This is a genomic window from Pseudonocardia zijingensis, from assembly GCF_042657305.1.
In the GTDB taxonomy this organism is placed as follows: domain Bacteria; phylum Actinomycetota; class Actinomycetes; order Mycobacteriales; family Pseudonocardiaceae; genus Pseudonocardia; species Pseudonocardia zijingensis.
In genome coordinates this window covers 28642-47004 of sequence record NZ_JBHSKO010000030.1, presented here as the reverse complement: position 1 = coordinate 47004, position 18363 = coordinate 28642, and the positions used below count along the sequence as shown (strand labels likewise).

At 75.3% G+C, this 18363-nt stretch carries 16 protein-coding genes; 9 read left to right on the top strand and 7 right to left on the bottom strand.

Going from position 1 to position 18363, the window contains the following annotated elements; all coding sequences use genetic code 11:
* The first annotated feature begins 50 nt into the window (after nt 1–50).
* Both ACFPL3_RS36590 and ACFPL3_RS36585 read left to right on the top strand, forming a co-directional pair.
* Nucleotides 51–443 carry a lipopolysaccharide assembly protein LapA domain-containing protein gene (locus ACFPL3_RS36590; protein WP_379590473.1) on the top strand — a complete coding sequence of 131 codons (393 nt, stop codon included), beginning with the start codon at nt 51–53 and terminating at the stop codon, nt 441–443.
* Entirely contained in the window at nt 440–1573 is a 1134-nt protein-coding gene (locus ACFPL3_RS36585; protein WP_379590471.1) for an amidase family protein, read from the top strand. Before ACFPL3_RS36590 ends, ACFPL3_RS36585 begins: the two co-directional genes overlap by 4 nt.
* Before the next feature lie 42 nt (nt 1574–1615).
* On the opposite strand, the gene ACFPL3_RS36580 is transcribed toward ACFPL3_RS36585, so the two are convergent.
* The 4 genes from ACFPL3_RS36580 to yaaA form a co-directional block, all read right to left on the bottom strand.
* Nucleotides 1616–2965 (bottom strand): GH39 family glycosyl hydrolase, encoded by a 1350-nt coding sequence (locus ACFPL3_RS36580; RefSeq protein ID WP_343945967.1) that lies wholly within the window; start codon nt 2963–2965, stop codon nt 1616–1618.
* 131 nt (nt 2966–3096) lie between these two features.
* On the bottom strand, nt 3097–4353 hold the full coding sequence (locus tag ACFPL3_RS36575) for a DEAD/DEAH box helicase (protein WP_379590501.1): 1257 nt from the start codon (nt 4351–4353) through the stop codon (nt 3097–3099).
* A 369-nt stretch (nt 4354–4722) separates the two neighbouring features.
* Nucleotides 4723–5685 (bottom strand): serine protein kinase RIO, encoded by a 963-nt coding sequence (locus ACFPL3_RS36570; RefSeq protein ID WP_343945969.1) that lies wholly within the window; start codon nt 5683–5685, stop codon nt 4723–4725.
* Nucleotides 5686–5876: 191 nt separating this feature from the next.
* Nucleotides 5877–6623, bottom strand: a complete 747-nt coding sequence (gene yaaA, locus ACFPL3_RS36565) for a peroxide stress protein YaaA (RefSeq protein WP_343945971.1) — start codon at nt 6621–6623, stop codon at nt 5877–5879.
* Between the two features lie 87 nt (nt 6624–6710).
* Here yaaA and metX point away from each other — a divergent pair, with 87 nt between their 5' ends.
* Nucleotides 6711–7853 carry a homoserine O-acetyltransferase MetX gene (gene metX / locus ACFPL3_RS36560; protein WP_343945973.1) on the top strand — a complete coding sequence of 381 codons (1143 nt, stop codon included), beginning with the start codon at nt 6711–6713 and terminating at the stop codon, nt 7851–7853.
* On the opposite strand, the gene ACFPL3_RS36555 is transcribed toward metX, so the two are convergent.
* Nucleotides 7839–8216 (bottom strand): VOC family protein, encoded by a 378-nt coding sequence (locus ACFPL3_RS36555; RefSeq protein ID WP_343945974.1) that lies wholly within the window; start codon nt 8214–8216, stop codon nt 7839–7841. The two genes, metX and ACFPL3_RS36555, sit on opposite strands and share 15 nt — an antisense overlap.
* Before the next feature lie 73 nt (nt 8217–8289).
* On the opposite strand from ACFPL3_RS36555, the gene ACFPL3_RS36550 reads away from it, so the two are divergent.
* Both ACFPL3_RS36550 and ACFPL3_RS36545 read left to right on the top strand, forming a co-directional pair.
* Complete coding sequence (locus ACFPL3_RS36550; RefSeq protein ID WP_343945975.1) at nt 8290–8976, top strand: RibD family protein; 687 nt, start codon at nt 8290–8292, stop codon at nt 8974–8976.
* A complete protein-coding gene (locus tag ACFPL3_RS36545) occupies nt 8969–9412 on the top strand; it encodes a cytidine/deoxycytidylate deaminase family protein (RefSeq protein WP_343945976.1) in 444 nt (147 codons plus the stop codon). The genes ACFPL3_RS36550 and ACFPL3_RS36545 overlap by 8 nt, the downstream gene beginning before the upstream one ends.
* 13 nt (nt 9413–9425) lie before the next feature.
* Here the strand turns inward: ACFPL3_RS36545 and ACFPL3_RS36540 are convergent, their stop codons facing one another.
* Nucleotides 9426–10727 (bottom strand): acyltransferase family protein, encoded by a 1302-nt coding sequence (locus ACFPL3_RS36540; protein ID WP_343945977.1) that lies wholly within the window; start codon nt 10725–10727, stop codon nt 9426–9428.
* A gap of 147 nt (nt 10728–10874) precedes the next feature.
* Here ACFPL3_RS36540 and ACFPL3_RS36535 point away from each other — a divergent pair, with 147 nt between their 5' ends.
* From ACFPL3_RS36535 to ACFPL3_RS36525, 3 genes are all read left to right on the top strand, one after another.
* Nucleotides 10875–12626, top strand: a complete 1752-nt coding sequence (locus ACFPL3_RS36535) for a proline--tRNA ligase (protein ID WP_343945978.1) — start codon at nt 10875–10877, stop codon at nt 12624–12626.
* Nucleotides 12627–12898: 272 nt separating this feature from the next.
* On the top strand, nt 12899–15043 hold the full coding sequence (locus tag ACFPL3_RS36530; RefSeq protein WP_343945979.1) for an FHA domain-containing protein: 2145 nt from the start codon (nt 12899–12901) through the stop codon (nt 15041–15043).
* Nucleotides 15044–15062: 19 nt separating this feature from the next.
* Nucleotides 15063–15890, top strand: coding sequence for a protein kinase domain-containing protein (locus tag ACFPL3_RS36525; protein ID WP_343945980.1), 828 nt, complete (start codon nt 15063–15065; stop codon nt 15888–15890).
* 8 nt (nt 15891–15898) lie between these two features.
* Here the strand turns inward: ACFPL3_RS36525 and ACFPL3_RS36520 are convergent, their stop codons facing one another.
* Nucleotides 15899–16309 carry a secondary thiamine-phosphate synthase enzyme YjbQ gene (locus tag ACFPL3_RS36520; RefSeq protein WP_343945981.1) on the bottom strand — a complete coding sequence of 137 codons (411 nt, stop codon included), beginning with the start codon at nt 16307–16309 and terminating at the stop codon, nt 15899–15901.
* A gap of 18 nt (nt 16310–16327) precedes the next feature.
* Between ACFPL3_RS36520 and ACFPL3_RS36515 the strand changes: the two genes are divergently transcribed.
* Complete coding sequence (locus tag ACFPL3_RS36515) at nt 16328–17350, top strand: aminotransferase class V-fold PLP-dependent enzyme (RefSeq protein WP_343945982.1); 1023 nt, start codon at nt 16328–16330, stop codon at nt 17348–17350.
* Nucleotides 17351–18363: the final 1013 nt, after the last annotated feature.

The window sequence follows — 18363 nt, the reverse complement described above, 5'->3', positions numbered from 1 at the left end:
CGGGATACTCACCAGGGGTCACGTCCGGTGCCGAGCGAACGAGGTGGCTCATGTCCGAGGACCCGACGAGGGCGATGAACCTGCGCTCGCCCGCCTACGGCAGCGCCGGTCCGGTCGACCCGCACGCCGACCCGGCCACCCAGCCCGGGCTGCGTCCGGTCGCCCCCGAGGGGCCCACGGTGCCGACGCCCGGAGAGCCGCCGCGGCGCACGCGCAGCGGGATCCTCTGGACGGGGTCGATCCTGTCGGCGCTGGTCCTGCTGTTCCTGCTGATCTTCATCCTGCAGAACAACACGCCCGTGCAGATCAACTTCCTGGGCGCGTCCGGCACCCTGCCCACGGGCGTGGCGCTGCTGTTCGCCGCCATCGCCGGGCTGCTGCTCGTCGCGATCCCGGGCGGGCTGCGGATGCTCCAGCTGAGGCGGGCCGCCCGCCGCCGGTGACCTCGACCGAGCGGGTCGAGGAGGCACTGCGCCGCCGGGCCGCCGTCGACGGCCGGGTGCGCGCGTTCACGCACGTCCGCGAGGCCGCGGCCCGAGCCGAGGCCGCCGGGCTCGACGCCCGGCTCGCGGCGGGTGAGCCGGTCGGGCCCCTGGCCGGCGTGCCGATCGCGGTGAAGGGCCGCGCCGGGTGGTCGAGCCTGCAGACGCGCAGGCTGCGGGCCGCGGGTGCCGTCCCGATCGGCACTACGTCGACCCCACGCGGGCCGGGCCCGCAGACCTGGGGGTACACGAGCCGCGGCCCGACCCGGAACCCCTGGCGACCCGAGCTGTCGCCGGGTGGCTCGTCCGCCGGATCCGCGGCCGCGGTGGCCGCGGGGATCGTGCCGCTGGCCACCGGCAGCGACGGCGCGGGATCAGCCCGCATCCCCGCCGCCTGGTGCGGCATCTTCGGCTACAAACCGACCACCGGGCTGCTGCCCTCCGGCGACCGGGCCGGCCTGGCCGTCGCCGCCCCGCTGGCCCGCCACCCGGACGACCTCGCCGTCTGGGCCGAGGTGGTGCTCGGTGCCCTGCCCCTTGCGCGGGCGCCCCGCACCGCGGTCTGGTCGGCCGACCTCGGCCACGCCGCCGCGCAGCTCGACGACGAGGTCGTGGACGTCGCCCGTGCCGCCGCCGAACGGCTGGTCACCCGCACCGGGTTGACGTGGAGCGCGACGTCGCCGGTGCTGCACGACCCCGCCGCGGCCTGGACGGCCCTCCGCGACCCGCACGCCACTGCCGCCGACCGCGCGGCCGCCGCGCGCCTGCGTGCGGGCAACGACCGCCGCCTCGACGCGCTGTTCGCCGCCGCCGATCTGCTGCTCACCCCGACCACCCCGGGCCCGCCGCACGGGCACGACGGCCCCGGCGATCACATGAGCGTGGCGCTGACGTGGGCGTTCAACCTGTCCGGGCACCCGGCGATCAGCGTGCCGGCCGGGTTCACGCGCGCAGGCGCGCCCGTCGGGCTCCAGGTCGTGGCCCGCCACGGCGCCGACCGCGTGCTGCTCGCGCTGGCGCGCACCTGTCCGCCGGCGGCGGTCGCCCCGCGCCCGGGGGCTGGTACAGGAAAGCCACATTCAGGGCCGTAGAGGCCCTGAATGTGGCTTTCCTGAACTACGGGGGCGGGGGCCTCAGGACTCCCGGCCACCGACCTCGATCTGCCACGGCTCCAGCGTGCGGCCCTCCGCCACCTCGGCGCTCTGCCGGCTGAGGTTCACCACGACCACGCCGTCGTCGGCGCGGAAGGCCAGCAGGTCGGGCCGGGACGGGGAGCGCCCGACCTCGACGTCGCCCGCGGCCATCCGCGGCACGAGGAACTGCCAGGCCTGGGTGAGCGGGAGCGGCTCGCCGCCGTCGTCCTTGGTGGCGTCGGTCCACAGCGCGGGCGAGCCGAGGTCGTGTTCCTGCGGGCCCCACAGCAGGGCACCCGCGGTGCCGGACTCGGCCATCGCGGCGATGGCCGCGAGGTTGACCGCGGCGTTCACGGGGCTGGCGCCGCTGTCGTCCTCACCCTCCGGGACCTGCGGGTAGTACTCGGCCCACCAGATCGGGAGGTCGCTGCGTTGCTGCAGCCACCGCGCCAAGTCGGCGTACTTCTGGGCGCCCGCGACGGGCGAGGGGATGCCCTCGTCGTTGCGGATGCCGGTGGAGGCGTCGACGGCGAGGAAGTCGGCCCCCACGTTGTTCTGCAGCCAGTAGTCGATTACGTCGAGCGTGCGCTGGTCGGCCGCGCCCCACGGCCCGGTGATCTCCGGGGAGGCGTCCTGGGTGCCGGGTTCGAGGCTGATCAGCACCACGTAGGGGCCGCCGACCTGGATGTCGGGCCGCACGTCCTTCACGGCCCGGTAGACCTGGTTGTAGAGCTCGGTGTAGCCCTCGTAGTCCCAGCGGTTCTTCTCGTCGTTCCAGAAGCCCTTGAGCTCGTTCCACACCATCACCCGCTCGACCTGCGGGTAGCGCTGCACCGCCTCCGCGGCGAGCTTCGCGAAGTCACCGAAGTGCTCCGGCCGGGGCTCCTTCTCGAGGTCGTCCCAGTCGGTCTCGCCCTCCTCGCCGCCCTTCATCCAGTCGGGCGCGCAGCAGAGCGTGAGCATGGTCTTCTGGCCGGTCTCCTCGGTGAGCTTCATGCGCCGGTCGAGGTCGTCCCAGTCGTACTCACCGGGCTCCGGCTCCGGGTTGCCGGTGCCGAAGCCCATGAGGTGGTGGTTCTGCCAGATCGCGCTGTCGTTGCGCAGGATCTCCATGCCGCGTTCGCGGGCCTCGGTGGAGCCGTGCTCGTCGAGGCTGTTCTGGGTGTGGGTGACACCGAGCTCGAGCGGCGCCTCCTGCTTCGTCCACGTCCAGTCGCCCTCGAGCTCGATGGGCGGCAACGTGCCGTTCGGGGAGGACCGCGCCGGTGACGCGACGGGGTCGGCCGAACAGGCGACCAGGGCCGCCGTGAGCACCGCCAGGACGGCGGCAAGGGGTCGGGGAGCGTGCACGAGTACCTCGGTGTCCGATTCGGGTAGTTCCGCCTTGAAAGGTGGCAGGCCCTCGCTGTGGGCCTGCTGAGAAACGGCTGCCGCAGCGGCTGTTGCGTCCCCGATCCGGGGTCACAACTTGGTCACGGGCCTCAGGCGGCGTGGTCGCGCCTGCGCCGGCCGGGACGCCTGCCGCCACGTCGCGGGGTGGGGGCCTGGCGGGGCGGCTCGACGATCGGCACGCCGGATGGCTGCCGGGCGCCCGTGATCCGCGCGAGCGCGTCGTCGCCTGCCCTGACCTCGGTCTGCGCGGCGCGCACGCCCGCGAGCCGCATCATCCGCTCGACGTCGCGCCGCTCGTCGGCCGTGACCAGCGTGACGACGGTGCCGGAGTCGCCAGCGCGTGCCGTGCGGCCCGCGCGGTGCAGGTAGTCCTTCGGGTCGGCGGGCGGGTCGACGTGCACGACGAGGCTGACGTCGTCGATGTGGATGCCCCGCGCCGCCACGTCGGTGGCCACGAGCACCGGGGTGCGGCCTTCCTTGAACTCCGCGATCGCCCGGTTGCGCGCGTTCTGCGCCTTGCCGCCGTGCAGCGCGCCCGCGGCCACGCCCTCCCGGCGCAGCCCCTTCACCAGCCGGTCGACGCCGTGCTTGGTGCGGGCGAACAGGATGGTGCGCCCGTCACGGGCGGCCACCTCGGCGACGATCCGCGGCTTGGCGGCGCGGTCGACGAGCAGCACGTGGTGGTCCATCGTGGCCACCTGGGCGGTGGCCGAGGCCACCGCGCGGGTGATCGGGTCGGTGAGGTACTGGCGCACCAGCGCGCCCACCTCGCCGTCGAGCGTGGCGGAGAACAGCAGCCGCTGCCCGTCGGGCGGGGTGAGGTTCAGGATCGCGCGGACCTGCGGCAGGAAGCCCATGTCCGACATGCGGTCGGCCTCGTCGAGCACCGTGACCGCCACCTGGGACAGGTCGCAGGTGGCCTGGTTGGTGTGGTCGGTGAGCCGGCCGGGCGTGGCCACCACGACGTCGACGCCGCGGGCGAGCTCGCTCGCCTGCCGGTTGAACGACAGCCCGCCGACCACCACGGCGGTGGTGAGCCCCAGCGCCCGCGCGTACGGGGCGATGGCCGTGTCGACCTGCTGGGCCAGCTCACGGGTGGGCACCAGGACGAGCCCGCGCGGCTGCCGCGGGCGGGGCCGGTTCGCCCGCGCACCCAGCCGGGCGAGCAGCGCGAGGCCGAAGGCGAGGGTCTTGCCCGACCCGGTCTGGCCGCGGCCGAGCAGGTCGCGCCCGGCGAGGGTGTCGGGCAGCGTGGCGGCCTGGATCGGGAACGGCTCGGTGAAGCCCCCGGCGGTGAGGGCGCGCACCACGGGCTCGGGCAGGCCGAGCTCGGCGAACGAGGGCATGCCCGACTCGGGAACCGTCCACAGCTCCTCGACCGGTGCGGCGACGGGAGCGAGCGGCGGGCGGTTCTGCGGGGAGCGGGAGCGGCCGCGGGGGGAGCGGGTGCGGCCGCCGTCGGAGCGACGCGACCGCGGGCTCGCCGAGTTCTGGACACGGCGAGGGGACGGGGATGACAAGGAGGAACCTCCGGGACGTGGCACGCCGCACGGAGAACAGCGCCGGTACGGCGGCTGCGATCTCGGGACGAGCCCGGGCGCGGGTGTGCGCCCTGATGGGTACTGCGGACAGCGCCCGCTTCAAAGGCCGTTCCGGGCCGGGCGCCGGAGATCAGAGTAACCGAGCGCCCGGCCGCGGATCGCGCCGTCGGCGAGCTACCCCTGTGACGTCGCGTCTTCTGCGGGCATTCCCACTTCCGCCCGGAGATCGGCGAGCAGCGCCTCGGGGGAGCCGGCCTGCGCGGGCAGCCCGCGGGCGGTGAACCACTCCCCGATGCGGCGCACGTCGCGGGCCAGGAACCCGGGTCCCTGCGGGTTGCCCACGACGTCCACGACCTGCGGGAGGTCGATCAGCACCAGCCGCCCGTCGGCCACGAGGACGTTGTAGGCGGACAGGTCGCCGTGGGTGAGCCCGTGGCGGGCCAGCCCCAGCAGGGCGTCGGCGAGCTGGTGCCAGAGATCACACAGCTCGTCCTCGGTCGGGCGCAGCTGGGCGAGCCGCGGAGCGGCCGTGCCGTCGGCGTCCCCGACGAACTCCAGCAGCAGCTCGGTGCCGCTGCACTGCACCGGGTAGGGCACCGCCACCCCGTCGGCCCACAGGCGTGACAGCGCGGCGAACTCGGCGTTCGCCCACTGCCCGGCGAGGATGTCGCGGCCGAACGCGGTGCGGTTGGCCATCGCCCGCATCTCGCGGGACCGGCGCACCCGCCTGCCCTCGAGGTAGCCGGCGTCCCGGTGGAACATCCGGTGCTCGGCGGTGCGGTAGCGCTTCGCGGCCATCAGCGTGCGGCGCTCCGTGCCCGGTACGGCGCGCTCGACGAGGTGGACGTCGGCCTCCTTGCCGGTCTTGAGCACGCCGAGCTCGGTGTCGACGGCGGCGTGCTCGGTGACCACCCACTGCGGGCGGGGCCGGGGACCGTGCTCGGCGCCGTCCCATGTGGACCAGCGGTCGCCCTCGGGCGGGCCGTCCGGGTCGGCACCCGCCCGTTCGTCGAGGGCCGACAGGTCCGGCTCCCGGCGGCGGGAGCGGCGGGGTGCCTCGTCGTCGAAACGTCGGCGACGGCCCTTGCGGGGGATGTTGCTGTCGTAGGTCTCGGAATACGACTCGTAGTCGTGCAACGCGGGGCTCCAGTGGGAGTGTGCGCCCCGCGGCGGACGTCAGAGGTCAGCGCGGGGCGGGGATCGGACGAGGGCGTGCCACGTCACGGACAGGCCTTGCCATGTGGCACCTCCTCGGTCGCGATCACGCCGGACTCCCCGGCCCGGCAGCAGGTTGCCGCAGCCGCGCACGGGCCGCAACGCCTTTTCGCTCAGGCGGGCAGCACGATCTCCAGGGCGTCGGCCTTGCGCTCCACGCGCATGCCGGCCCGGCGGGCGATCGCCGCCACGCCGGCGGCGTCGCGCGGCTCGGCACGCGTGGTGGCCAGCACGCGGGCGAGCCTGCCCTTGTGGGCCTTGTTGAAGTGGCTCACCACGCTGCGGCTGCCGTCCGGCCGCTCGGCCAGCACGGTGACCGTGACCGCGCCCGGCACCCGGCCGAGCGAGGCGTACGAGCCCGAGCGCAGGTCGACCACCAGGTCCGTGGCGGCGACGGCGCCCAGCTCGGGCTCCAGCACCGGCTTCCACCGGGACGCGAGGGTGCCGCCCGAGGGGAGCGCCGACCCGGCGGACAGGCGGTAGGCCGGCACCGGGTCGTCCGCCCGCAACAGCCCGAAGAGCGCCGATCCGACGGCGAGCCGCTCGCGCGCCCGCGCCGCGCCCGCACCGCGCAGCGATCCGGCGTCGAGCGCGTCGTAGAGCACACCCGTGTAGCGGTGCAGGGCGGGCATCGTGGGGGAGGTCCACAACGCCGCGTTGCGCGCGATCTCGGCGTCCTGCGCCGCGGAGAGACCGAGCGCGGACCGGGAGGCGGCGGGGTCGGCGGCCAGCTCGACGAGCTCGTCGACGAGCTCCTTGCGCACGCCGCCGAGCGCGGGGTGCGACAGCGCGTCGAGGCGCAGCGGCGGGCCGTCGCCACCGTCGCGTTTGGTCTCCGACGGGGGAAGCAGGACGAGCACGTGGGGGAGCCTATGTTGTGCCCCCGGCGAGCGGCCGATTACCGTCGCCGTCGTGGTCGGGCTCGAAATCGTCGTGCTGGTGGGCCCGTGACCGCACTCGACACGGAACTCCCGCCCGCCACCGGGGCGTGGCGCGAGGGCGATCCCCCGGGGCGCAGGCGCTGGGTCGAGCTGCCGGAGCCGCTGCGGCTGGAGGCCGGGGGCACGCTGCCGGGAGTGCGGATCGCGTACGAGACGTGGGGCACGCTGAACGCCGACGCCTCCAACGCCGTGCTGGTGCTGCACGCGCTCACCGGTGACAGTCACGTGAGCGGCCCGGCGGAGCCGGGTCACCCCACCGCGGGCTGGTGGGACCCGCTGATCGGGCCCGGGCGCCCGCTCGACCCGGCGCGCTGGTTCGTGGTGGCGCCCAACGTCGTGGGCGGCTGCCAGGGCAGCACCGGCCCGGCCTCGCCCGCCCCGGACGGCAGGCCGTGGGGCAGCCGCTTCCCGCTCGTCACGGCCCGCGACGCGGTGGCGGCCGAGACGGTGCTCGCCGACGAGCTGGGCGTGGACGCCTGGGCGCTCGTGATCGGCGGCTCCATGGGCGGGATGCGGGCGCTCGAGTGGGCGGCCGCCGACCCCGACCGCGTCGCGCGCCTGTGCCTGCTGGCCTCACCCGCCGCCACCACGGCCGACCAGATCGGCTGGGCCGCCCCGCAGCTGGCCGCGATCCGCGCCGATCCCGGCTGGAACGGGGGCGACTACCACGACGCCCCGCCCGGCCGGGGCCCGCACCAGGGTCTCGGCGTGGCCCGGCGCATCGCCCACCTGAGCTACCGCAGCTCCTTCGAGCTGGGCGAGCGCTTCGGGCGCGACGCCCAGGACGGCGAGGACCCGTTCCGGGGCGGCCGGTACGCGGTGGAGTCCTACCTGGACCACCACGCCAACAAGCTGGTGCGCCGGTTCGACGCCATGTCCTACGTGCGGCTGACGGAGCTGATGAACGCCCACGACGTGGGCCGCGACCGCGGCGGGGTGGAGGCCGGGCTCGCCCGGGTACGGGCCCGCACGCTCGTGGCCGGCGTGAGCTCCGACCGGCTCTACCCGCTCGAGCAGCAGGCCCGGCTCGCGGCGGGCATCCCGGGTGCGGCCCCGTTGCGCGTGGTGGACTCGCCCTACGGGCACGACGGCTTCCTCATCGAGGCCGACGCGGTGGGCGCGCTCGTGACGGAGCTACTCGAGGGGTGATCCCTCCTGCTCCCCGACGCAGAACTCGTTGCCCTCCGGGTCGGTGAGCGTGGTCCAGGTGAAGACCGACGGGTCGCCGCGCTCCCCGAGCACGGTGGCCCCGAGCGCGACGAGGCGCTCCACCTCGGCCTGCCGCTCGCCGACGGGTGCACCGAGGTCGAGGTGCAGCCGGTTCTTGCCCGAGCGCGGCTCGGGCACCAGCTGGAAGGCCAGCGCCGGCCCGCCCCGCGGGCTCGGCGCCAGCATGATGAACGCGTCCTCGTAGTTCTGCAGGACCTCGGTGTCGAGCGCCGCCGCCCAGAACCCGGAGAGCGCCTTCGGGTCTGCGCAGTCGACGGTGACCATGCCGATCGAGAGTGCCATGGCGCTGACGCTAGCGAGCACGTCCGACAGGAGCGGCCACGCCGCGTCCGCCGGCATGGGGGAGGATCTCCGCGTGCCCGGACGCCCCTACGTGCTGCTGTCCGTCGCGATGTCGGTGGACGGCCACATCGACGACGCGGGCCCGGAGCCGCTGCTGCTGTCGGATGCCGCCGACCTCGACCGGGTGGACGCGGAGCGGGCGGGCGTCGACGCGATCCTGGTGGGCGCCACCACGCTGCGCCGCGACGACCCGCGCCTCAACGTCCGGTCCGAGGAACGGCGGGCCGCGCGCGTGGCGGCGGGCCGGCCCGCGTCCCCGGTGAAGGTCGCGATCACCGGCTCGGGCGACCTGGACCCGGCGGCGCGGTTCTTCACCACCGGTCCCGGGGCGAAGCTCGTCTACGCGGCGTCCCCGGGCGTGGCCGCGGCGCGGCGGTCGGTCGGGGCCGCCGCCGAGGTCGTGGACGCGGGCGACCCGCTGGACCTGCCGCGGGTGCTCGCCGACCTCGCCGGCCGGGGCGTCGCCCGGCTCATGGTGGAGGGCGGCACCGCGATGCACACGCTGTTCCTCACCGCGGGCGTGGTGGACGAGATCCAGCTCGTGATCGCCCCGTTCTTCGTGGGCGACGAGCAGGCGCCGCGGTTCGTCCGGCCGGGGCGCTTCCCGCACGGCACCTCCCGCCGGATGCGCCTGGCCGAGGCCCGCCCGATGGGCGACCTCGTGCTGCTGCGCTACCTGCTCGGTGCGGCCGATGCGTGACGACCGGGCGCTGCTCGCGCGCGCGGTGGAGCTCGCGCGGCGCTGCCCGCCGTCGCTCACCGCGTTCTCGGTGGGCGCACTCGTCGTCGACGCCGACGGCACCGTGCTCGCCGAGGGCTGGTCGCGGCGGCGGGACCCGCACGACCACGCGGAGGAGTCGGCGCTCGCCGACCTCGGGCCGGGCTGGCAGGCCCCGCCCGGCACCACCGTCTACAGCTCGCTCGAGCCGTGCAGCGCCCGCGCGTCGCGGCCCCGGACGTGCAGCGAGCTGATCCTCGCCGCCGGCGTGGAGCGCGTGGTGTTCGCCTGGCGGGAGCCGGGGGTGTTCGTCGACGGCGAGGGGGCCGAGCTGCTGCGGGCGGGCGGGGTCGAGGTGGTGGAGCTGCCGGAGCTCGCCGCCGCGGCCCGCACGCCGAACGCGCACCTGCTGGGCTGATGCTCGCCTGGTCTCAGCCGCGCAGGGCCCAGGTCCCGGCGGCCACGAGGGCCAGCGGCAGCGCCGCGGCGGCGGGAACGTCGAGTCCGGCCTCGGCCACCGCGTAGAGCCCTGCGGCCGCCGCGAGCGTGCCGGCCACCACGGCCGAGGGCCGGACCGTGCCACGCGCGAAGGCGCCGTAGGGCCGCTCGAACCGGCGGAAGAGCGCCACGAGCGCGACGAGCGCGAGCGAGCACCCGACCAGCCAGCCCGCCAGCGCGGCGAACCACCATGCGGTGTCGGGCGCGGGCAGCCGGACGCCGAGCGCGAGCAGCACGCCCTGCACCGCGTAGCAGGCGGTGAGGTGCCAGCAGTACACGGTCATGATCACCGAGCTGCCCACCGCCACCGCGTACCAGGCCCGCGGCCGCGCCACCAGCGCGTTGCCCGCCGGGCGCAGCAGCAGCGCGGCGCCCACCAGGAAGAGGCTCTGCGCGAGCAGCGCGAGGGTGGGCGGCGCCGCGTTCGACGCCTCGTTGCCGGGCAGGCCCACCATCAGCACCGGGTAGCCGAACGGGCCGAAGACCAGCAGCGCGGTGGCGGCGAGCCCGCCGCCCGCGAGCACCGCGGCGAGCCTGCGGCCGCCCCGCTGCAGGGTGCCGTCGGCGTAGCCGTACCCCAGCTGGTGCACCGCGGGCCACACGAGCAGCAGGTTCGCGTACCCGGCCGGCGGCACGTCCAGGCCGCGCGCGAGCACGTCGACGCAGGCCACCGCCACCGCGAACGCACCGAGCACCGGCCACAGCCCGAACCGGCGGTGCAGCGCCGCGGTGGCCGGGGCCGCCAGCACGATCACCAGGTACACCCCGAGGAACCACAGCGGCACCGTGACCAGCTGCAGGCCGACGGCGAACTCGCCCGCGGTGAGGCCGCCGGCGTGCATCAGCGCCGCCAGCGCCGTCCAGACGGCCAGCAGCACCAGCACCGGGGGCAGCAGCCGCGCCACCCGCGCCCGGACGAACTCGGCTGCGGGCGGGCGGTGGCGCAGCGCGCGGGCGTGCGCGAACCCGCCGACGAAGAAGAACAGCGCCATCACCTGCCAGACCCAGGTCGACAGCATCAGCGGCAGCGACGAGGTGACCGCGCCCGCACCGTGCACCGTGAGCAGCGCGACCACCCAGTGCCCGAGCACCACCATGCCGATGGAGAACAGGCGCAGCAGATCGGCGTAGCGGTCCCGGTCGGGAGGCGTGGCGGCGGCGAGCCCGGCTGCGTCCGGGAGGGTCCGCGGGGCCATCGCCGGTGCCGTCGTCGCGTTCGTCGTCGCGTTGGTCATGGCAGCCACGGTGCCGCCGCGCGGGCGCGGGCGGATCCGTCGGACTACGCAGTGGCCGGACACGGTGCGATCACGGCCGGCGATCACGGCTGGGCGGCGCGCCGACCGGCGGGAGGGTGCCTGCGGGGCGTCGCTACCCTTTCCCGGGTGTTGACCCGGATGTCGTCGCTGTTCCTGCGGACCCTGCGCGAGGACCCGGCCGACGCGGAGGTACCGAGCCACAAGCTGCTCGTCCGCGCCGGCTACGTCCGTCGCACCGCGCCGGGGATCTACACCTGGCTGCCGCTGGGTCTGCGGGTGCTGCGCAACATCGAGCGGATCGTGCGCGAGGAGATGGACGCCATCGGCGCCCAGGAGATCCACTTCCCCGCGCTGCTGCCCCGCGAGCCCTACGAGGCCACCGGGCGGTGGACCGAGTACGGCCCGCTGCTGTTCCGCCTCAAGGACCGCAAGGGTGCCGACTACCTGCTCGGGCCCACCCACGAGGAGCTGTTCACGCAGGTGGTCAAGGGCGAGTACTCGTCCTACAAGGACTACCCGGTGATCCTCTACCAGATCCAGAACAAGTACCGGGACGAGGCGCGCCCCCGCGCCGGCATCCTGCGCGGCCGCGAGTTCCTCATGAAGGACTCGTACTCCTTCGACCTCACCGACGAGGGGCTCGAGCAGTCCTACCGGCTGCACCGCGACGCCTACGTGCGCATCTTCGACCGGCTCGGGCTGGAGTACGTGGTGGTCAAGGCCACCTCCGGTGCCATGGGCGGCTCGGCGTCCGAGGAGTTCCTCGCGGTGGCACCCACCGGGGAGGACACCTACGTGCGCAGCGCGGGCGGCTACGCGGCCAACGTCGAGGCGGTCACCACCACCCCACCGCCCGCGCGGCCGATCGAGGGGCTGCCCCCGGCGCAGGCGCACCACACGCCCGACACCCCCACGATCGAGTCGCTCGTCGACTTCCTCAACGAGAAGGCCGGGCTCGGCCGCACCTTCACCGCCGCCGACACGCTCAAGAACGTGCTGGTCAAGACCAGGCTCCCGGGCGCGGACGAGTGGACGCTGCTCGGAGTGGGCGTGCCGGGCGACCGCGAGGTCGACATGAAGCGGCTGGAGGCGGCGCTCGAGCCCGCCGAGGTCGCCCTGCTCGACGAGGCCGACTTCGCGAACAACCCGTTCCTCGTCAAGGGCTACATCGGCCCGGCAGCGCTGGCCGCCAACGGGGTGCGCTACCTCGTCGACCCGCGCGTCGTCACCGGCACGGCCTGGGTCACCGGCGCCGACAAGCCCGACCACCACGTCGTCGACCTCGTGTGTGGGCGCGACTTCACCCCCGACGGCACGATCGAGGCCGCCGAGGTGCGCGAGGGCGACCCCGCGCCCGACGGCTCCGGTCCGCTCGAGGCCGCCCGCGGCATCGAGATCGGCCACGTCTTCCAGCTCGGCCGCAAGTACGCCGACGCACTCGGGCTCGACGCGCTCGGCTCCGACGGCAAGCCGGTGCGGATCACGATGGGCTCCTACGGCATCGGCGTCTCCCGGCTGGTCGGCGTGATCGCCGAGCAGAGCCACGACGAGTCGGGCCTCATCTGGCCGCGCCGCGTCGCCCCCGCCGACGTCCACGTCGTCATCGCGGGCAAGACCGAGGAGATCGCCGCCGGGGCGGAGCGGCTCGCCGCCGACCTCGACGCCGCGGGCGTGCGCGTTCTCCTCGACGACCGCAAGGCGACACCGGGCGTCAAGTTCGCCGACGCCGAGCTGATCGGTGTACCGACCATCGTCGTGGTCGGACGGGGTCTGGCGAACGGTGTGGTGGAGGTGAAGGACCGCCGCAGCGGTGAACGGCAGGAGATCGCGGTCGAGACCGCGGTCGATCACCTCGTCGCACTCACCGGCGCGCGCTGACCTGCACCTCGTGAGCGGCGACCGGTCTGGTCGGGTATCACCCGTTCGTGGTCGACTGGGCCGGTGCAATCGTGGGACGAGCCCGGTCACCCACCGGACTCGTACCGTCACCACCTGCGACGACGGTGGTGCGGCGGCAACCGTGGATCACGCGCCCCGTACCGTTCCCGTCGATCGACAGAAGTGATGCACGACCGTGACCGTCACCTGGCCGGTGGCGGACTGGCCGCCCCGCCGGTCCGCCCGCGGCCGCCGCGGGGGAGGTAGACCCAGTGGACTTCGACGCGCTGCGCGCCGCAGTCGTGCCCGGTGCCGGTGTCGTGGGGCGCTGGCCCGGCGTCGTCTGCGTCGCCGAGTGCGCCGACCGGCACGTGCTGCGCCAGCTCCTCGACGTGTGCGCCGCCGCGTCGGGCCCCGAGCCCGGCCGGGCGCTCGCACGCAGGCTCGCGATGTGGCTGGGCGGGGCCGACGCGCCCGGTGAGGGCCTGCGCTTCGGCACCGTCGCCGTCACCGGCGGTGACCCGCGATCCGGTGGCGGGCAGCGCGGGGAACAGTGGGCGGTGTTCCTCTACGGCTCCGTCGGGCTGGTCGTGCCGGACCGGCAGGTGGCGCTCTCGGGCGCCCAGTCGGTGGCGTGGACCGACCGGCTCATCCCGCGCCCCGACGCCCCCGTCGTGCTGGCGCTGGAGGGCGGCCCCATCCCGCCCGGCCTCGTCGACGGGGTGCACGACCTGCGCGGCGGCATCGTGCCCGGCGCGGGTGCCGTGCTCGTCCCGGGCGGCGACCACGGCTCGGTCGACCGGGGGGAGGAGGCCGCGCGCGCCCGTAGGCCCGAACCGCGGTGGTCCGACGTCGCCGACACCGAGCGGCAGTGGGACGCCGAGCCCGCGCCGGCCGCGCCCGCCGACCTCTACCCGGGCGAGAACTCCGGCAACGGCATGTCATCGCGGGGTGGGAGCCTCGGCGCGCTCGAGGACTACCACCCCGGCGACTCCGGTTCCGGGCGGTCCTCCGGCCGCGCTCACCTGCGGCCCGTGCCGTCCGGGTCGAACGGGGTCGCCCACCGCGGGTGGGTGCCGCGGCGCGGTTCGGTCGACGACCTCGACCGCGTCTCCGGCAGCAATTCCGACCAGAACGCCCGCCCGGCCGAGCCCGACCCGGCCGACACCCATCCCGAGCGCCCCGAGGAGCTGCGCGAGCCGGAGCCGTCGGAGCAGGGGATCGCGGACGACCACCCCGTCAACGGCCCGCTGAACGGCCCGGTGAACGGGTCGGTCAACGGCTCGGTGAACGGCTCGGTGAACGGCGGGGTGAACGGCACCGCGAACGGCGCCCCCCACGGCCTCGCGAACGGCAGCCCCAACGGCATGTCGAACGGCATGTCGAACGGCACCGTGAACGGCGCCGCCAACGGCTCGGTCAACGGCGCCGCCTACGACCTGCTCGGCGCGCCGGACGCCCCCGCGCAGGACCCGGACCGCAGCCCGTGGAGCGACGACCGCGGCCACGACGCCGGCCGTCCCGACCGGATCGAGGGCTGGTTCGCCACCGACGGTGGCACGGAGGCCGGGCTGAGCGCGATCGGGCCATCCGAGCGGCGCAGGCGCAGGCACCGGCTGCCCGACGAGGATTCGTCCGGCGCCCCCGCCGCCGAGGCCGCCCCGGCCGAGCAGCCCGAGCACCCCGAGGCCGCCGACGAGCGCGGGTCCGACGACTTCGGCGCCGCGTCGTTCGGCCAGGACTCCGGCACCTCCGCGGTGGAGGAGACCCGGATCGCCTCCGGACCCCTGCTGGAACCGGTCCCGGCCCTGCCCGACGGCGACGACGACGGTGCGAGCGACGGCACCCCCCGCCTGGGCGTCCCCACCCAGGACGCGGTGGCGCCCGCCGAGCCGGCCCACCCGCTCGCCGACACCGACCCCGACACCCCGCGCACCACCGCGCTGCGATCCGAGCGGATCCTCGGTGCCGCACCCGACGAGCCGGAACGCGAGTCCCTCGACGACGGCGCCCCCACGGGCGGGCTCGCCGTCGAGAACGCGGTGGAGGAGCCCGGTGCCCGCCCGCCCGTCGGCCTGCTCGTGTTCGACGACGGAGCCACCTACACCGTCGACGCCGAGTACCTCATGGGGCGGATGCCGGAGGCCGACCCGCGAGTCGCGTCGGGCGCGCTGCGCTCGCTCGCCCTGGAGGACTCCTCCGGGGCCGTGTCGCGCGTCCACGCGCAGATCGTCGTGAACGGGTGGGAGGCGTTGCTCGTCGACGTCGGCTCGCGCAACGGCACGTTCGTCTCGCCGCCGGGGGAGCAGGGGTGGACGCAGCTTCCCGCCGGGGAGACCCATCTGCTGGTGCCGGGAACCCGGGTGCGGATCGGGGGCCGCAGCTTCCAGTTCGAGGCCCCGAACGGGGCGCGCTAGCCAGAGGAGGTCGCCGGGTTTGGACGCGACCCCGACGCTCGTTCCCGCGTCGCTCTCCGACTTCGAGGTGCTCGGCCTGCTCGGTGAGGGGCCGCGCGCCCGCTGCTACCTCGCGCGGCCGCCGTCGGGGTCCGGTGCGCCCGGCGTCGACGTCAAGGTCGTCGTCAAGGTGTTCGCCGAGCGGGTGAGCGAGCCCGCGTTCGACCGGGCCGTGCGGGAGCTGCGCGCCGTGGCGGCCGCCCGCTCCCCGTTCGTCGCGGGGGTGTTCGACGCGGTGCTCGGCGAGAACTTCGCCTACGCCATGGAGCACTTCCCGCTCGGCTCCCTCGTGTCCCCGCCGAGCCGGGCGGAGGCGCTCATCGCGCTCGAACAGGCCGCCCGCGGCGCCCACGACCTGCACGAGGCCGGCATCGTGCACGGCGGCATCCACCCCGGCAACGTCATGCTCGTCGAGGAACCGGGCGGCCCGCTCGGCGGGCGGCTGGCAGAGCCGGACCTCACCCGGGTGCTGACGCCCGGCGCGGTCGTGCCGGGCACCGGCCGCGGCGGCGTGCTGGAGTTCCGCGACCCGGACCTGCTTTCGGGTGCGGAGCCGTCGCGGCGCACCGAGGTGTGGGCGCTGGGCGCCACCGTCCACCGGGTGCTCGCCGGCGTGGGCCTCTACGGGGAGCTGCCGGGCCACCCGCTCGGCGCCATCCGCGAGCTGCGCTCCGCCGGCCCGCAGATCCATCCCGGCCTCGCCCCGGGGGACGCCGCGCTCGTGCGCGACTGCACGGCCGAGGGCACCGCGCGGCTCCGCACGGCCGCGGACGTCGCCGACCGCCTCGCCGACCTCCGCCGCGGGTAGCGGCGCGGTCAGCCGGGGAGGTAGGACAGGCGAACCGAGCGCACCGGGTTGTCGCCGTTGGTGTCGACGAGGCACACCGACTGCCACGTGCCCAGCGCCGTGCTCCCGTCCAGCACCGGCACGGACATCGACGGCGCCACGAGCGCGGGCAGCACGTGGTCGCGGCCGTGCCCGGGGCTGCCGTGGCGGTGCGTCCAGCGGTCGTCGGCGGGGAGCAGATCGCGCAGCGCGGTGAGGAGGTCGTCGTCGCTCCCGGCGCCCGTCTCGATCACCGCGAGCCCCGCCGTGGCGTGCGGGACCCAGACGTTGAGCAGGCCGTCACGGGCACCCACGGAGCGCAGGAAGGCGGCGATCTCGCCGGTGAGGTCGACGACGGCCTCGCGGCCGCCCGTCCGGATCTCGATCAGCTGGCTGTCCACGCCCGTAGTGTTCCCCGCGTGCGCCAATCATTCGGAGAGAGGTTCGACGTCCCCGACGGCTACCTGAACACCGCGAGCATCGGCATCCCCTCCGCGTCCGCGGGCGAGGCGGTGGCGGCGGCGGTCGCGGGCTGGCGCTCCGGCGCCGGCCGGGCCGGGGAGTACGACGAGTACGTCGAGCGGGCCCGGGCGGGGTTCGCCGCCCTCGTGGGCCTCGGCGCCGACCGGGTCGCGACCGGGCCTGCCGTGTCCGCACTCGTCGGGCTGGTCGCCGCCGCCCTGCCCGCCGGCGCCCGGGTGCTCGTGGCGGGTGGCGAGTTCACGAGCGTGACGTGGCCGTTCGCGGCGCAGGCCGACCGCGGCGTCACGGTCACCGAGGTCGACCTCGCCCAGGTGGGCCCGCGCGCGGCGGAGTTCGACCTCGTGGCCGTGAGCGTCGTGCAGTCCGCGGACGGGCGGCTCGTCGACCTGGACGGCCTGCGTGCGGCCCGGGGCAGCGGCACCCGGGTGCTGCTCGACGCCACGCAGTCCCTCGGCTGGCTCGACGCCGACCTCTCCTGGGCCGACGCGGTGGTCGCCGCCGGGTACAAGTGGCTGCTCAGCCCGCGCGGCGTCGCCTGGATGGCGGTGGGGCCCGAGCTGGCCGCCACCCCCGTGGCGGCGGGGTGGTTCGCGGGCGCCGACCGCTGGGCGCAGATCTACGGCCTGCCGATGACCCTCGCGCCCGACGCGCGGCGGCTCGACACCTCACCCGCCTGGTACTGCCACGTCGGGGCCGCGGTGGCGCTGCCGTGGCTCGCCGGCCTCGACCGGTCCGCGGTGCACACCCACTGCGTGGGGCTCGCCGATTCCTTCCGCGCGGGGCTCGGGATGGAGCCCGCCGGCTCCGCGATCGTGTCCGTCACCCGCGACGGCGCCGGCGAGCGGCTGGCGGCCGCGGGCGTCGTGAGCGCGGCGAGGGCCGGCGCCGCCCGGCTGGCCTTCCACCTCTACAACACCGAGGCCGACGTCGCCCGCGCTCTGGACGCCCTCACCCCCTGAGGCCCCGCCTGCCCCGGCCCAGCAGTACCTCGGAGCTCCCGTATCAACCGTCGTGTGCGGCTCGGGTGCGGGCGCGGCGGGAGGCACCCTCGTGCCACCCGAGAAGTACACGTGTGCTGCTGATCGTGGGCGGCTGCCGGTGATCCTTCCGAGTGGTGCGTCAGGGCCGTCCCGGGGGCGCTGAGGCGCTGCTCGGATGGATCATCGGGTTCGAGAAGTACCTCGCGGCTGCCCCGGCAGCTGTGGTGTGCACCTCGGTGCGAGCGTCGGGCCGGATCCACCTCCTGCTGCTCCGCGGCTGTCTCAGCGCCGTGTTGTGCGGCTCCGGGCGCGGCGCCAGGCCGAGTTCGCCCGCCTCCATCTCGAGGAGTACCGGACGGTCGCGATGGTGACTGGGGTGTGCTGCTGATCTCGGTCGGCGGCCGACGATCCTTCCGAGTGGTGCGTGGGGGCCTTCCCGGGGGCGCTGAGGCGCTGTTCGGATGGATCTTCAGGTCCGAGGAGTACATGGCGGTTGCCTCGGCGACTGTGGTGTGAGGCTGGGGTGCGGGTGCGGGTGCGGCGGGAGGCCGCCCTTCTGCGGCCCGAGAAGTGCGCGTGTGCTGCTGATCGTGGGCGGCTGCCGGTGATCCTTCCGAGTAGTGCGTCAGGGTCGTCTCGGGGGCGGTGGGGTGCTGTTGGGATGGATCATCGGGTCCGAGAAGTACCTCGCGGTCGCCCATGAACCGTCGTGTGCGCCTCGAGTGTGGGGCGTGGGGTGGAGGCCGCCCTCGTGCAGCCCGAGAAGTACGCGTGTGTTGCTGATCGTGGGCGGCTGCCGGTGATCCTTCCGAGTAGTGCGTCAGGGCCGTGCGGGGGGCACTGGCGCGTTGTTCGGATGGATCTTCAGGCTCGAGCAGTACCAGGCGGCTGGTCCTGAGGCCTCTGTGTGCGGTTCGGCGCGATCATCGGCCTGCACCGCCGCCCCGCTGCTTGCGCGTGGGAGCTGTAGCGGTGCTGGGTTCGATCACCAC